Below are 16206 nucleotides of genomic sequence, written 5' to 3'. Positions count from 1 at the left end.
CCTGTACTTTGTAAGGACAGGAGCTTAAATATGTTCATTTTTCTACTTATTCAGCGATAGCCTCAATAGAAACGTAAGATTTGTTGTTTTGTTTTTTTCTGAAAACAACTTTTCCGTCGATCAATGCAAATAAGGTGTGATCTCTACCCATACCCACATTTAATCCCGGGTTGTGTACTGTTCCTCTTTGACGAACGATGATATTACCTGCTTTAGCAAATTGTCCGCCAAATACCTTTACTCCTAATCGTTTACTTTCTGATTCACGACCGTTCTTAGAGCTACCGACTCCTTTCTTGTGTGCCATATCGTTTTAAATTTTAGAAGTTACAAAATAAATTAAGCGTTGATAGCTTCGATTTGAATCTGAGTCATACATTGACGATGACCGTTTTTCTTACAATATCCTTTTCTTCTCTTTTTCTTGAAAACTATCACTTTGTCAGCTTTCACGTGAGATAATACCTTTGCCGTAACTTTAGCTCCTTCTACAACCGGAGTTCCGATTTTGATGTCACCTTCGTTGTCTACTAAAAGCACCTTGTCGAATTCAACTTGAGCGCCTTCTTCTGCAGTCAGTCTGTGAACATAGACTTTACGGTCTTTTTCAACTTTGAATTGTTGTCCTGCGATTTCTACAATTGCGTACATTGTTCTATTTCATTATTAAGTTAATACCGTGGGGTGGGATTTCTCCACTTGTTATACCCCTGAGGTTAAATTTTCGCTCGGCAAAAGTAGTAATTGTTTTTGTATGAACCAATAGTTTACCGAAGTTTTATCAATAATTTTATCTTTCCTCAAAAAACACTAACTTTGACGGAATTTCAGAAAACAGAATGGTTATGAAACATATTGCACGGCTGATATTGAAGATGTTCGGGTGGAAACTTAGGGGAGGTTTGCCCACGGATAAAAAGGCGGTAGTCATATCCGTACCGCATACTTCTGTTATGGATTTTATCTGGGGAAAGCTGACTTTTATAAGTCAAGGGATTCCTACTTATATTTTGATGAAGAAAGAATTTTTCTTTTTTCCGTTAGGACCGATTTTGAAAGCATTGAACGTGATTCCCGTTGATCGAGGAAACAAGGAGAATCATATCGTGGAGAGGATGGTGGAAGAATTCAAAAAGCGGGATGTTATGTATTTGACCATAACCCCGGAGGGAAGCCGGAAAAAACGGAAAAAATGGAAAAAGGGATTTCTGGTGATTGCCAAGGAGGCTGGGGTTCCGGTATATCTGGGGCGTATTGATTACAAGGATAAATATTGTACGTGGGGACCTCGGTTTGAACCGACAGGTGATCCCGATGCGGATTTAAAATACATCATGTCAACTTATAAGGATGTGAACCCGCGTCATCCGGAAAACTTTTCCGCGGGCGATTAAACGAAATTAGTTACATAATAATATAGTATATATGAATGTTGCGATCGTACAGGCACACCTGGAATGGGAGAATGTGCCGGTGAACTTGAAACTTTTTAACAAGCGGATAGCGGCGATAGAAGGAGCGAATGTGATCGTTCTACCCGAGATGTTTGCTTCGGGGTTTACCATGAAGGGGAAAGAACGGGTGACACCTTTTTACGAGGCTATTTACCAGTGTATGCAAGAATGGGCCAGGGAAAAGGATGCCTTGATTATGGGATCGACTGCTTATTTCGAAGATGAACATTATTACAACCGTTTGCTGGCGGCTTTCCCGGATGGTAAAATCTTGCATTATGACAAGAAACATTTGTTCACGATGGGAGAGGAAAAAGAGCATTTTACGGCAGGGAATGAATTGTTGGTGTTTGATTATCAAGGGGTCAGAATCGCTCCATTCATTTGTTACGATTTACGTTTTCCCGTGTGGAGCCGTAACACGGGTGCGTATGACTTGGCCGTGTACGTGGCTAATTGGCCGGAGGCGAGAAGACAACCGTGGCAGATATTATTGATGGCCAGAGCAATAGAAAATCAATGTTACGTGGTCGGGGTGAATCGCGTAGGCGAAGATGGGGTAGGATTGAATTATTCCGGCGATTCGGCGGTGATCTCTCCCAAAGGGGAGGTACTGGCTGCTTGTGAACCTTTTGCCGACGAGGTGAAACAGGTGAATATTGATTTGAAGGCTTTACGGGAATTTCGACGGAAGTTTCCCGTGTTGGAAGATCGGGATGAATTTACAATTGAAGATTAATAATAACAGCTAAAAGTAAAGCATGAAAAGGATGTTTTTGGCAATAATCGGATTAAGTATGATGTTCGATTTGAGTGCACAAAAGAAGGTTTTAACCATGGAAGAGGCCGTGATGGGATATCATTTGTATCCCCGGTCTAAGTATATTCAATGGCAAGGCGACAAGAATCAGTTGACCTATCTGGATCGGGAAGGTTTGATGAGTGAATCTGTCGATAAAGGTGAAAAAAAGGTATTACTCACGGTGGCGGAACTGAACAAAATATTGGGTGCCGAATTAAAAGGATTCCCAAATTTTTCTTGGTTGGATGCCAATACGCTGGTAATCGCTCGCCAGGGAACTGTTTATCACATTGATGTAGTAAAGAAGCAGGTGAAACAGAAATTTACTTTCCCGAAAGGGGCAGCTAACGAAACTTATTCTAAAGCAAGCAACAGGTATGCTTACACGATCGGTAACAACTTGTATTACATGGATGAGCGTGGAAATAGTTATACCGTTACCGCGGACGAGGATAAGAATATCGTGAACGGACAGGTGGTTAGCCGGAATGAATTTGGAATCACGGGAGGTATCTTTTGGTCTCCGGATGGGAAGAAATTGGGATTTTACCGTAAGGACGAGAGTCAAGTGACTAATTTCCCGTTGTTGGACATCAATACTCGTACGGGTGAATTGAAGGAGATCAAGTACCCGATGGCGGGCATGAAATCCGAGCTGGTAAGTCTTGGTGTTTATGATATCGCTTCTGCCAAGACGATTTTCTTGGATGTGAATGATTTTGGCCGGGAGCAGTACTTGACGGGAATTACTTGGGCCCCGGAGTCTGATATGGTATATATTCAGGTGCTAAATCGGGGACAGAACCATATGCGTTTGAATAAATATGATGCGTCAACAGGTAAATTCATTGCTACCTTATTCGAGGAAAAGTCCAATACTTACGTGGAACCGCAAAGCGGGCTGGTGTTTTTGGCTAACAATCCGAAACAATTTATCTACTCTACGAATAACCGGGATGGTTTCATGAATCTTTACCTGCATGACGTGAATGGTAAATTAATTCGTCGTTTGACAGATGTGGATGCCGATGTGGTATTCGTTGCTGCTGATGCTGCCGGAAAATACGTGTATTACCTTTCATCAGAAATCTCTCCGGTAGAGAAACAACTTTTCAGGGTAGAGGTGAAAAGCGGAAAGAAAAACCGTCTGACAACGGAAGAGGGATGGCACAATATCACGATGAGTGGCGACTGTGCTTATTTTATAGATAATTATAGCAGTATTAAAGTACCTCGTAACGTGGATTTGACAACAAATGCCGGTAAAGTAGTACGTCGTTTGCAGGAAGTGGAGAATCCGAATAAGGATTATAACTTCGGGGAGATCACGTTGGGTTCGATTAAAGCGGATGATGGTAGTGATTTATACTATCGTTTGATCAAACCGATGGATTTTGATCCAAACAAGAAATATCCGGTGATTCATTACGTGTACGGGGGACCTCATGCACAATTAGTGACCAATACGTGGAACGCTTTATTGCGGACGTGGGAGATGTACATGGCTCAACATGGTTACGTGGTGTTCGTGATTGATAATCACGGTACGCCGAATCGCGGTAAGGCATTCGAGGATATTATTCATCGCCAGTGTGGTCAAGTTGAAATGAAGGATCAAGTGAAGGGAATCGAGTGGTTGAAATCTTTCCCATGGGTAGATGCGAACCGTATCGGGGTTCACGGTTGGAGTTACGGTGGTTTCATGACGATTTCATTGATCACCAATTATCCCGATATCTATAAAGTAGCCGTTGCCGGGGGGCCTGTGATCGATTGGAAATGGTATGAAGTGATGTACGGGGAGCGTTACATGGATACCCCGCAGGAAAATCCGGAAGGATATGCTAAAACGAGCTTGATCGCCAAGGCAAAAGACTTGAAAGGGAAGTTGTTGATTTGTCAGGGAGCCGTTGATCCGGTTGTGGTTTGGGAACAAAGTTTGAGCTTTATCCGGGAGTGTATCAAGAACAACGTGCAAGTGGATTACTTCCCTTACCCGTGTGCCGAGCATAACGTGATGGGACGGGATCGGATTCATTTAATGCAAAAAGTGACGAATTATTTCGAGGATTATTTGAAGTAATTGAAAATGAAGAGGGGCTGAAAAGTCCTGTTGATATTATCAACTCTCCCTCTAGCACTTCAGAGCTAGAAGGGAGAGTTTTTTTTCGACTTTTAGTTTTTGAAGGCAGTTGCTAATATTGTGGGAATTTTGTATTTTTGGGAAGTTTAGAGCGAGAAGAATAGTATTTTTTTTTGATTCTAACCTCTTAAATTTAAATTCTGAAATCTATGAAACGAATTTTTGTTTTTCTTCTTGTTTTATTTGTCATTTTAGATGCTCAAGGACAACGGAAAAAGGTCGGGTTAGTGTTGAGTGGTGGGGGGGCGAAAGGCGTGGCACATATCGGTGTATTGAAGGTGTTGGAGGAAGCCGGGATCCCGATTGATTACATTGCAGGGACAAGTATGGGGTCCCTTGTCGGGGCGTTGTATGCGATCGGATACGATGCGCACGCGATGGATTGCTTGGTAAGAAGGCAGGACTGGATGTTCCTGTTGAGTGATAAAGTATATCGTTATAATCTCCCCTTCTCTGAGAAAGAGGAAACGGAAAAGTATTTGGTTTCCGTGCCGATAAAGAATAACCGGGAAATCAAAATTCCATCGGGATTTATCAGTGGGCAGAATGTTTACAATCTATTCTCGGACTTGACCATCGGTTACCATGATTCGTTGGATTTTAAGAAATTACCTATTCCTTTTGCCTGCGTGGCGAGTAATTTGGTGGATGGTAAGGAGGTGATACAGGATTACGGAGTGTTGCCCTTGGCTATGCGTGCGAGTATGGCCATTCCGGGGGCTTTTGCTCCCGTACGACAGGATAGTATGGTATTGGTGGATGGAGGAATTTCCAATAATTTCCCGGTGGATATAGCTAAAGCGATGGGTGCCGATATAATTATCGGGGTGGATGTGCAGGCCGAGCTGAAAAATGCTTCCGGACTGGAATCTGTGATGGGAATTCTTGACCAGATGACCTCTTTTCTGGGTATACAGAAGTACGAAGAAAATAAAAAGATGGTAAACATCTACATCAAGCCGGATGTTACCCCTTATTCGGCAGCCAGTTTCTCGTCAAGTGCTATCGACACGCTGATCCTGCGAGGGGAGGATGTGGCTCGGAGTCAATGGGATGAATTGATGCAATTAAAGAAAGAGCTGGGACTTGCAGAAAGTTTCCAACCCAAAAAAGTATCTGAAGATATCATTATCAAGAATGATACGATACGGGTGGCACGCGTTCATTTGTCAGGAATTAATGAACGAGATGAGAAGTGGTTACGGAAAAAGATACGGATAAAAGATTATAGCCAAATCACGTTGGACGATCTGCACGAGGCAATTGCTGAATTATACGGGATCGGGGCATTTTCGAGCGTAAGTTACAGGCTTAGCGGTGGTCCGGTGTATGATTTGGAATTGATACTGAAACAAAAATCAATGAGTTCTTTGAACCTGGGTTTCCGGTTTGATTCAGAGGAAATGGCAGCTATTTTGTTGAATACCACGCTTACACACAAGGATTTGAGAGGTTCGCGGCTTTCCCTGACCGGACGTTTGAGCATGAATCCCTATGTGAAGTTGAACTATTCGCTGGGAAATACTTTCCTGCGGCGTTTTGAATTGGAATACATGTTCAAGTACAACAACCTGGATATTTATACCAAGGGAAAGAAAACGGATAACGTGGATTACGGGGTTCATCGGATAAACCTGGGAGGTTCTGATATTTATTTCCGTAACTTCAAATTACAATTGGGTCTTCGTTACGAGTATTACAATTACGATTCATTCCTCTTCTCGGACAAAGATCATAATATCTCCGTGAAACCGGAAGGGTTCTTTAGTTATTATGGACTGGCACACTTGGAAACCTTCGATAAACGCTATTATCCGACACGGGGAATGTCGCTGAAAGTGGATTATTCCTTGTACACGGATAACTTGATTACTTATAATGATGGAGCCCCCTTCTCTGCCATCGGGCTGGATTTCGAGTCTGTGCTATCCATCACCCGTCGAGTGAAATTTATCCCGTCGATCTACGGACGAGTGCTGGTGGGACATGGTGTTCCCTATCCTTATTTGAATTGCATGGGAGGGGATGTAGCCGGGAGGTATGTCGATCAACAGTTACCTTTCTTGGGAATTCAACATCTGGAGATATTTGATAATTCACTCATGGTGGCCAAAGTCAAGGTAAGATATAATATCGGTCGTAACCATTATGTTTCTCTGGCCGGAAATTACGCGAAACAAGAGGCCAACTTCTTTGATATATTGGGTGGCAATGATATTTGGGGTGGAGGTGTCGGATATTCATACGATAGTATCGTGGGACCGATTGATTTCGTGTTCAGTCTTTCCGATTGGTCAAAGAAGCTGGGCTTTTATTTTAATTTGGGATATTATTTTTAGAAAAGTGTATGAAAAAATTGGGGATTATCATTTGCGGGCTGGTGTTGGTGATGGGATGTCAGCGTAATGTATACCGTTTTACGGAAGGCCATGTGTATGGTACCGTTTACCATGTGTCATACCAGAGTGAAACGGACTACGCCGTGGAAATCCGTCAAGAGATGGAACGGGTGAATCAGTCCTTGTCAATGTTCAACAAAAACTCTGTAATTGCCCGGTGGAACCGGGGAGAATGTGAACAGGTGGACTCGCTTTTTGTAATCATGTACAGGAAAGCAAAAGAGGTGAACGAAGCAACGGGTGGGGCTTTTGATGTAACCGTGGGTCCGCTGGTGAATGCTTGGGGATTCGGTTTTAAAAACGAGAAATTGCCTTCGGGCGAGAAAGTCGATTCGCTGTTGCAATACGTGGGAATGGATAAAGTGCAATTAGAAGGAGAGCGGTTAGTGAAACGGGTGGAGGGGGTACAGATGGATGCCAGTTCCATTGCCAAAGGATTGGGCGTGGATCTTGTAGCCGAGTTTTTTGATCGGAAAGGAGTACAAAATTACATGATCGAGATCGGTGGTGAAATCCGCGTGAAAGGGGAAAGTAATAAGCAACGCCCGTGGCATATCGGGATCGACAAACCGATTGACGATGTGGCAGCGGCAAACCGGGAATTGCAGCTCGTGTTGGCTTTGCGGGAAGGTGCGTTGGCAACATCCGGGAATTATCGCCGTTTTTACGTGGTGGATGGAAAAAAATATTCTCACACGATAAACCCTCGGACCGGTTATCCTGTCCAACAAGATATATTGGGAGCTTCCGTATATGCTCCGACATGTATGGAGGCAGATGCTTATGCGACGGCATGTATGGTATTGGGAACGGAAGAAGCTAAAAAAATAGTGTTAGATAATCCTTATATAGAGGCTTGTTTTATTTACCAAAATAAACAGGGAGAACGAGAGGTTTGGATGTCTGATCGATTGAAAACGTTAGTGTTAGAGGAGTAATTTTATTGGAAAGGAAGCGTGTGATTATTCGTTGTATGATATGGATGCTGACATGGGTGTTACTCGTGGAAAGTCAAGCAAATGCAAGGCCTTTATCATTCAACGTGCGTGAGAATAAAGGGTATGACCTTATAAAACTTCCTGATTCACTGAAACAAAGTAACGTGGTTTTCCTGCCGGATAGTTTAATTCGGGATACTCTCCAATATGAGTATTCCAAGATCAAGGAGGTCGCTTATCGTAGAGGGTGGACGAAAGAGTTGTACAAAATGATTTTCGTGAATCCTCGGAAGATTAATATCGATATTGTACAAACGGAGAATAGCGAGGATCGTTACAAACCTTACCAAGGAAAGACCATCCATGATATTTACGTGAAAATCTTATCTCCTTTCGGAACGAGTGTTAACGACACGCTTCCTTTACAGGACAGTTTGCAATGGCTGTTGAGTATGGCAAATTCCGTTCACCAGAAATCGTCCGAACGGGTGATAAAAAAACAGTTGACCGTGAGGCCGGGAATGCCAGTTGACCCTTTCGAGTTGGTACAGAACGAACAGTTGCTGAAATCGATGTCGAACGTGGATGATGCGTTGATCGAAATACAGGAAGTGCAAAACGACACGAATCAAGTCAATCTGGTGGTTATTTGCAAGGATGAATTTTCATGGACGGGGGAGGTGTGGAGTAACTTCTTGAACGCAGTAGACCTGGGATTGGAAACCAAAAACTTGTTCAAACTGGGGCATAGTTTGCATTACGAAGCCAGTTTTCGAGGAAATAAAGATCAAGCCTGGGGAAACTTGGTCGAGTATAAAGCCAGTAACCTTCTTGGCTCTCACATGGACTTCTATGGGCTGTACGAGAACTCCTATAATCAGAATATTTTGCGGGTGGAACTGGATAAAGAGTTTTTGACGTACAAGACGAAATGGGCTGGAGGAGCGGCGTATAGTCGAGTGTATTCCTCAAAATCATTAGTCGACCGGGATATAAATAAGCCCGTGGAATTATTTAATTATCGCTTGTGGGACTTTTGGGGAGGAACATCTTTTTATTTACCGGAAAAGCATAGTTACAACCGGATATTCTACCTCACGGGACGTTACACAGGAACGAGTTTTGTCGATCGTCCGCAAGTGTCGAGCGATTCCAATCATTTCTATTATGACCGTAATCGCGTCATGGGAGCCTTGACATTCACCAAAATCAAGTACTTCAAGGCTAACTTGATCTATGATTTCGGGCGAACAGAGGATATTCCATCCGGACTTTCAGGAACATTGCTTTTCGGGTACGAGAAGAGCGACTTCACGAAGTACGGGTACTTGGGAACGGAATGGCATTATTCGTGGTTCAACAAGTACACGGAAAGATACCATTCTTGGTACGCGGCTTTAGGTACTTTTTTGAACGGTTACACGGCGGAGAGTGGCGTGTTTAAAGTCGGAAGCCAATACATCAGTCGTTTGTACGATCTGTCCCGCCACCGCTTGCGCTTTTATGGTAACGTGGATTACGTGTTAGGAATCAAGCGGAATCCGGATGATTGTATTTATTTCGAGGATGCCAACATCCGGGGATTTGATTCCGATACCACGTGCGGAACGCAACGACTTTCTGCTTCCATGTCCGCAACGTTGTTCATGCCTTATATCAAAAGAGGATTTCGGGTGTCGGTTACCGGGTTCGTGGATTGGGGCGTGCTGGCCCGGGAGAAGAAGAATATATTGAATAGCCAATCGTATTGGGGGATCGGTTTTAGCCTGAATTTGCGAAATGATAACTTGATCCTCAAGAACGTAAGTATACGTTTTGCTTTTTATCCCAAAGGTCCACCCGATATGCATAGCATAGAGGTGAACGTGTCCAGTCGTCGAAGAAATGGATTTTATGATTACCGTGTTTATAAACCTGATGCGATTAAATACGAGTAAATCAAGGATTTTGATGTACATTTTTTAACTAGATACATTTTAAATAACGATAGATAATTGCTTGAAAATCCCTATCTTTGTGATAAATTAATTTCAATGGGGATGAAGAAAGTTTTTTTATTTTCTATTTTCTTACTTTGCGGCTTATTTTTTTCTCAAATACTTCCCTCAACCTTAGGAAGTACGTATGGAACGTTTGCATCGATAAGTAAATGGTTACTTTTTATTTGTCTTGCTTTTATCATGATCAACGTGGGGAGGGAATTCGAGTTGGATAAGGCAAAATGGCGTTCGTACACGAAAGACTATTTTATTGCTATGGCAACGGCGGCTGTACCTTGGCTTCTGATAGCTTGTTATTATATCTTTTTCTTGGACACGGGATTGTCGTGGGAGAATAATTTACTGATCAGCCGGTTTGCCGCTCCCACCTCAGCGGGAATTCTCTTTACGATGCTTGCTGCTGCCGGGTTGAAAAAGGAGTGGATCTACAAGAAAACACAAGTGCTGGCTATATTTGATGACCTGGATACTATCTTGTTGATGATTCCGTTACAAATATTGATGATCGGTTTCAAATGGCAATTGTTTGTTATTATCGGGGTGGTTTGTGTCCTTTTAATATTCGGATGGAAACGGTTGAATTCATTGAACTTGTCACAATCCTGGAGGGCTATTCTGCTCTATTCCGTGTGTATAGTGGCTGCATTCGAGAGCGTGTATCTGATTTCAAAAGCATTGATGGGACAAGACGGGGCGATTCATATCGAGGTACTGTTACCGGCATTCGTCTTGGGAATGGTAATGAAAACCGTACACAATCACTCGCGGGAAGAAGAAAGAGCTTCTAGTTTTATTTCATACCTGTTTATGTTTTTGGTCGGGTTGAGTACGCCTATTTTTATCGGTTTGGAAACTGGGGGAGACATGCCCGGATGGGGAATTCTGATTTTTCATGTAATCGTTGTAACGATTCTTTCAAACCTGGGGAAAATGTTCCCGTTATTCTTCTATCGAGACCGGAAAATTCAAGAGCGTTTGGCACTTTCGATCGGTATGTTCACGAGAGGAGAGGTCGGTGCTGGAATTATCGTGATCGCCATGGGATACCAGTTAGGAGGTCCCGCGTTGATTATCTCTATTCTAAGTTTGGTACTTAACCTCGTTTTAACTGGCTTCTTCGTGATCGCCGTGAAACGTATATCCCAAAGTGTGTACGGGGTGAAAGAATAAAGGGTTTATGACCTTCTAAATTTGTTCACCAGGGCATAGATTCTCCACCAAAGATAAACGATAATTAACACGGATAAAGAATAAATAATCCAATCATTCGTTTTAAAGAATCGTTTGAACATGAGTGGTACGGCCTGAACGGTATTCCACGGGTTCAGCCCGTGCCAAGAATAACGCATTTCAGCCGGGGCTGCAATCATGGATATAATACTGAAAGCAATGGCCAGTATGATAAGAGCAAGGAATAGAGAGGTCTTGTTTATTGTTTTCATGGTGAATTATTTTTTGTCTTTTTTCTTGAACAGGTCCCCGATTTTCCGGAAGAAACCTTTTTTCTTGGGAGATTCGGTATCTTTTTCTGTATCTTGTTTCTTTACTTTTTCCAGTTTTTGGTTGGTCAATCTTTCCCACAAATTTATGTTTTCCTTGAACGTGGGAACTTCCAGTTCTTTTTCTACCTCCACGGGTGGAACCGGGAAGGACAATCTGGACCAATAGGCGTAAGTATTACTTTGCAGGCATTCCTGCATGAATAACCCGAAGATGGGGAGAGCCATGTTGGCTCCTTGTCCTAATGCCGTGGAGTTGAAATGTACGCGGGAGTTGTTGGCCCCGACTCTTATGCCCACGACGATACGAGGGTTGTAGCCAATAAACCAGCCGTCGGCTTGATTCTGGGTGGTTCCGGTTTTTCCGGCTAGGGAAATATCCAGCCCGTAATTATTGGGCAGTCTTTTTCCTGTTCCTTCTTGGATAACGGTGGAAAGCATGGAGGACATAATATGAGCCTGCTCTGCCGGGAGCACCCGTTCTCCGCGGGGAGGTTCGGCCTCGTAAAGAATACGTCCTTCCCGGTCTTTTATGGAAAGCAGGTAATGGGGCGTTGTCGATATGCCGTTATTTGCATAACACAAGTAGGGAAGAATCATTTCCCGGAGAGGAATATTGGCAGCTCCTAAGGCGAGGGAGGGGACCGCGGGCAGTTCACTTTGTATCCCCAAACGACGGGCATGTCCTATCGTGGCGTCAATCCCTGTTTGTAGAAGAACTTGCACGGCAATCGTATTGATGGATTGACTTAAAGCCCCTTTCAGCGTGTAGTAACCACCGTACTGGTTGTTCGAATTTCGAGGCGTCCAGTTGTCGTATTCCGGGTAACTTTTTTGTTCATTATTATAGTAGGCATCGACTCGGGCTCCCTGTTCAATGGCTGCACTGTAAACGACCGGCTTGAACACGGAACCGACTTGACGGGGGGCCAACACTTGATCATATTGGAAATACTTAAAATCCAGTCCCCCGATCCATACTTTTATTTTTCCGGATTGGGGTTCCACGGCAATCATGCCGGGTTGAAGTATTTTCAAGTAGTGCTTGATCGAGTCGATGGAAGACATTTGCATTTCGACCTCCCCTTGATACGCGCTATAAATAGTCATGGGCTTTTTCTCGTTCATGGCGGCGAGGATGTCTTTCTCGTTAAGTCCCTGACGTTTCAACTCCTTGTACACCTCGCTTTCCCTAATGGCGTTATCGAGAAGATTTTTCTCCTTATCCCACGGTTCTTGTTTCCCCAGATGCGTGTAGAAAGCGTGTTGCAATGATTTCATGTGCTGCCGCATCGCTTTTTCCGCGTAACGTTGCATCTCAGCATCAATCGTGGTGACCAATTTTAGCCCGTCTTTATACAAGTCATAATTGGTACTGTTTGCCTCGTTGTATTCGGCAATGAACTTGACGGCATCTTGGCGGATTTGTTCACGTAAATAGGGTGCCAGACCGGAATAGTGATTTAAGGGCTTGAAGCGGAGATGTAACTTTTCTTGTTTCAAGGCTTCTCCTTCCTCTTCCGTCAGGTAATCGTACTTGACCATCTGGGCGATCACCGTGTTGCGTCGTTGTAACGTGCGATCGGGATGTACGCGGGGATTGTAGTAAGAAGGCCCTTTCAAGAGTCCGATCAGCGTGGCGGCCTCCGGAACGGAGAGACGTGTTGCCGTCGTGGAAAAATACTTTTGGGCGGCACTTTCAATACCGAATGTGCCTTCGCCAAAAGACACGGTGTTTAAATACAGCGTGAGAATTTCATCCTTGGAGTATAATTTTTCAAGGCGATGCGCCGTGATGATCTCTTTGATTTTGATCACCGGAATCATGAAACGACTGTTGTACTGACGGGGATAGAGATTTTTGGCCAGTTGCTGGCTGATCGTACTTCCCCCTCCCGAACTCTTGTCTCCCAGTAGTAACGTCTTGAACAATACCCTCAACATACTGATTTTATCGAATCCATGATGCTCGTAAAAGCGCACGTCTTCAGTAGCGATCAAGGCGTTTATGGCATGGTGGGATATACTGCCGAACATGACGTTCGTACGATTTTCCACGTAATATTTTCCGAGCAACTCCCCGTCCTCACTATACAGGGAAGAGGCCTCGTTATTACGAATTTCCCTCAAATCCTGGTAGTCTGGAATTTTTCCCCACGTTCCGTAGTACACGCAACATACGAAAAGCCCGACGAGAATAGCAGCCAGTAAACTACTCAATAATATCGTTTTGAAAACACGAGCAAAGATACTTTGTTTCTTCTTCGCGGCTTTTTTTCGTGTTGTAGTCTTTTTTTTGTTCATATTTTTGATTCCGGAAATACCTGCGAATGTACTAAATTACAATGTAATTTTCAAGAACAGAAGTAATGCAGTATAAATGTTTTCGTACACTTATATGCAATATTGCTAATTTTACAACAAAATTAATAAACTGTTTGATTTATTTCGTATATTTGTAATTACAAGGAGATAATAGCATTTATAATGCAAAAAGTGTAGGTAAATTGTTTCGATAAATGAATAAAACCATGACAAAAGAAGAATATCTAACTTCTATGAGAGATCTGGAAGAAATTATAGCCGGATATCGGGAGCAGGAAAGGCAACTGAAAGAGCAGTATATTAATGAAAACAAGCAGTTTGAGGTGAATGAAAAGGTGAAAATTACAACTCCTGCTTTCCGGCGGGTTATTCCGGACGAGGAGGGGCGAAAATACATAAAGGAAGAAGCTAGATATGGATTCGTGGAAGATTATGAAGTTGATAACCAGGGAAATATCAAGTACATTTTGTCTAGAATGAATGCGACGGGCAAAAAATCATACCATCGAACCTATTACTCGGGGCTTGACATACTTGAAAAAGTGGAAGAGTAATTCACACGAATGACTTTATCATGAAGTCTTTTAAATATTGGAATTCATGATTATGTAAAAATGATGCTATTCAAAACATAAAATTAGAAAATATTCTGACTTTTCTATTTTATAATTTGGATTAAAGTATACCTTTGTGCCTGAGTTCATAAAATGAAACAATTAATACATCAAAAGGAATAAAATAAAGTTATTGTCATGCTGAATATTGCATTGTTTGGCCCTCCAGGAGCCGGGAAAGGTACTCAGGCGAAAAAGATTGTTGAAAAATACAATCTGGCGCATCTGTCAACAGGGGAGATGATTCGTAAAGAGATAGCCGAAGGAACGGATTTTGGTAAAATGGCTGCCGGAATTATTAATAAAGGCGAGTTATTATCTGACGAGTTTGTGGTTGCATTAATCAAAAATAGCATCGAACATCACAAAGACGTGGATGGTTTTTTGTTTGACGGGTTCCCCAGAACGGTAAGACAAGCCGAAATTCTTGACGAGATGCTGGCTAAAACGGGACATCCGTTGAGCGCGTTGGTGAGTATTGATGTCCCTCACGACGAATTAATGCGCCGTATGTTGGAGCGTGCTAAGATTGAAGGACGTGCCGATGACAACGAGGAGGTGATTGAAAATCGTTTCCGCGAATATAGGGCCAAGACACTGCCCGTGGCTGATCATTACAAGGTTCAGAAAAAACATTTTTCTGTGAATGGACATGGTACCGTGGAAGACGTATTTCAGGCTATAACCAAAATACTCGAAGACATAAGGTAAGTTTCTGTCGGAAAATAAAATGAAGAGAGGTTGTCGTTAAAGCTAACCTCTCTTTTGTTTTCTTGTGATATATTTTACACGGAAGGTTCTTTCGGCTTGTAGCGATATTGCAGGATCAAGAAGAGCAACCCGGGTACGAAAATAATAACGGCCGTGGCTTGCAGGGCGATAGAAAGAGAATACAAGTCGTGTAACCAACCGACAAGCGGTGCCATGGCCGCGAACATGAGCCGGATGACAAAGTTACGGATGGACAACACGGTAGCCCGCATTTCGGAAAAGGTGATTTGATTGATATATCCTTTTAATATCGGAGTGGCAAAACCCCGCACGATATAAAAAAAGAATAGGCATACCAAACCGATATACGAAACGTTAAAGGCCACGGCAATATATCCCCCCGTGATAAAGAACAAGATTAACGTGTACATCTTCATGCTCCCCAGGCGTTGGTCCAGTTTGTCCGAGTAAAGGGCCGAGATCCCGACGGTGAGATTTAGAATGGTCCAGATGATCCCAAACCAAGTGGTCGGAGTATCCAGTTCTATCAAGAGAGGTTGAACAAACCAAGCCATCGTGAGCGTGGCTGCCCCGATGATACCGGAGAACATGATGTTATAACACAACTCCTTGTTCGTGAAAAGCGAGTATCGAATAATCTGTACGATATTGGCAAAAGAGTTTTTTATCCTGGTTTTCGCAGCGTGTTCGGTTAAGGCAATGGCGGCCGGAATCCCGATGAACGCGATCCCGCTTTGCACGTAAAACGGGAGCCGGAGGGAGTAAACAGCCAGTAGGCCGCTGAATATCCCGGCAAAAGCCTCCGAAAAATTCCCGATCATGGTGACTCTTCCCTCGTATTTCAGGTACTCATCCTCTTTTTTGTAATGTAGCATGGTGTCGTAGAGTAGGGCGGAATCGGCCCCGGATACCAAACTTTGACCGAATCCAAGCAACACCTCCGAGAGAAAAAATGCCGTGAACGTGTCGGAGATCGAATAGTTGGAGAATCCCAGGAAGCAGAATATGCACCCCGCGATCAAGCAATTCCTGCGTCCCCACACGTCGGCCAGATAACCCGTCGGTATCTCCAGCGACACCATGGCGATGGAGTAAATGCTCTTCAAGATGAATATATCCGCCAAATCCAGCCCGCATTCCTTGTAAAATAGCACAATGATAGGCATCACCAGGGTAAACCATTTGGAAACCTTGATCAAGTAGAGTGCTATGATATTTTTTTTTAACGACACGTGATTTCTATTTTTCTTTTCGAAAGACAAAAGTAATTTAAAATTAAGAATAAACGAAGTGATTAGAA

The 16206-nt window shown here is 43.2% G+C and carries 14 protein-coding genes; 9 read left to right on the top strand and 5 right to left on the bottom strand.

Annotated features, from left to right (window positions below; genetic code table 11):
- Positions 1-46 precede the first annotated feature (46 nt).
- Together rpmA and rplU are read right to left on the bottom strand one after the other, a co-directional pair.
- The gene (gene rpmA / locus D8S85_RS02740; RefSeq protein ID WP_106624728.1) at positions 47-307 is read right to left on the bottom strand and encodes a 50S ribosomal protein L27; all 261 of its coding nucleotides are present in this window, start codon (positions 305-307) and stop codon (positions 47-49) included.
- A gap of 32 nt (positions 308-339) precedes the next feature.
- Entirely contained in the window at positions 340-651 is a 312-nt protein-coding gene (rplU, locus tag D8S85_RS02735) for a 50S ribosomal protein L21 (protein ID WP_027200098.1), read from the bottom strand.
- 194 nt (positions 652-845) lie between these two features.
- Here rplU and D8S85_RS02730 point away from each other — a divergent pair, with 194 nt between their 5' ends.
- The 7 genes from D8S85_RS02730 (at position 846) to D8S85_RS02700 (ending at position 10906) form a co-directional block, all read left to right on the top strand.
- Positions 846-1394 carry a 1-acyl-sn-glycerol-3-phosphate acyltransferase gene (locus D8S85_RS02730; protein WP_106624727.1) on the top strand — a complete coding sequence of 183 codons (549 nt, stop codon included), beginning with the start codon at positions 846-848 and terminating at the stop codon, positions 1392-1394.
- A gap of 31 nt (positions 1395-1425) precedes the next feature.
- Complete coding sequence (locus tag D8S85_RS02725) at positions 1426-2193, top strand: amidohydrolase (RefSeq protein WP_106624726.1); 768 nt, start codon at positions 1426-1428, stop codon at positions 2191-2193.
- A 22-nt stretch (positions 2194-2215) separates the two neighbouring features.
- Positions 2216-4339 carry a S9 family peptidase gene (locus D8S85_RS02720; protein ID WP_106624725.1) on the top strand — a complete coding sequence of 708 codons (2124 nt, stop codon included), beginning with the start codon at positions 2216-2218 and terminating at the stop codon, positions 4337-4339.
- Between the two features lie 209 nt (positions 4340-4548).
- Complete coding sequence (locus tag D8S85_RS02715; protein WP_106624724.1) at positions 4549-6738, top strand: patatin-like phospholipase family protein; 2190 nt, start codon at positions 4549-4551, stop codon at positions 6736-6738.
- Positions 6739-6746: 8 nt separating this feature from the next.
- Positions 6747-7736, top strand: a complete 990-nt coding sequence (locus D8S85_RS02710) for an FAD:protein FMN transferase (RefSeq protein WP_172726466.1) — start codon at positions 6747-6749, stop codon at positions 7734-7736.
- A gap of 35 nt (positions 7737-7771) precedes the next feature.
- A complete protein-coding gene (locus D8S85_RS02705) occupies positions 7772-9673 on the top strand; it encodes a BamA/TamA family outer membrane protein (protein WP_106624723.1) in 1902 nt (633 codons plus the stop codon).
- 102 nt (positions 9674-9775) lie between these two features.
- Entirely contained in the window at positions 9776-10906 is a 1131-nt protein-coding gene (locus D8S85_RS02700) for a cation:proton antiporter domain-containing protein (RefSeq protein WP_106625246.1), read from the top strand.
- Between the two features lie 5 nt (positions 10907-10911).
- Here the strand turns inward: D8S85_RS02700 and D8S85_RS02695 are convergent, their stop codons facing one another.
- The gene (locus D8S85_RS02695; protein WP_106624722.1) at positions 10912-11178 is read right to left on the bottom strand and encodes a hypothetical protein; all 267 of its coding nucleotides are present in this window, start codon (positions 11176-11178) and stop codon (positions 10912-10914) included.
- Positions 11179-11184: 6 nt separating this feature from the next.
- On the bottom strand, positions 11185-13539 hold the full coding sequence (locus D8S85_RS02690) for a penicillin-binding protein 1A (RefSeq protein WP_106624721.1): 2355 nt from the start codon (positions 13537-13539) through the stop codon (positions 11185-11187).
- Positions 13540-13766: 227 nt separating this feature from the next.
- Here D8S85_RS02690 and D8S85_RS02685 point away from each other — a divergent pair, with 227 nt between their 5' ends.
- Together D8S85_RS02685 and D8S85_RS02680 are read left to right on the top strand one after the other, a co-directional pair.
- Entirely contained in the window at positions 13767-14114 is a 348-nt protein-coding gene (locus tag D8S85_RS02685; RefSeq protein WP_127074768.1) for a hypothetical protein, read from the top strand.
- Between the two features lie 198 nt (positions 14115-14312).
- Positions 14313-14885 (top strand): adenylate kinase, encoded by a 573-nt coding sequence (locus D8S85_RS02680; RefSeq protein WP_106624719.1) that lies wholly within the window; start codon positions 14313-14315, stop codon positions 14883-14885.
- 74 nt (positions 14886-14959) lie between these two features.
- Here D8S85_RS02680 and D8S85_RS02675 read toward each other — a convergent pair whose 3' ends face one another.
- The gene (locus D8S85_RS02675; RefSeq protein ID WP_106625245.1) at positions 14960-16072 is read right to left on the bottom strand and encodes an MFS transporter; all 1113 of its coding nucleotides are present in this window, start codon (positions 16070-16072) and stop codon (positions 14960-14962) included.
- Positions 16073-16206 lie beyond the last annotated feature (134 nt).

It is taken from the genome of Butyricimonas faecalis (assembly GCF_003991565.1).
Lineage (GTDB): Bacteria > Bacteroidota > Bacteroidia > Bacteroidales > Marinifilaceae > Butyricimonas > Butyricimonas faecalis.
This window is presented reverse-complemented; position numbering and strand designations above follow the sequence as displayed.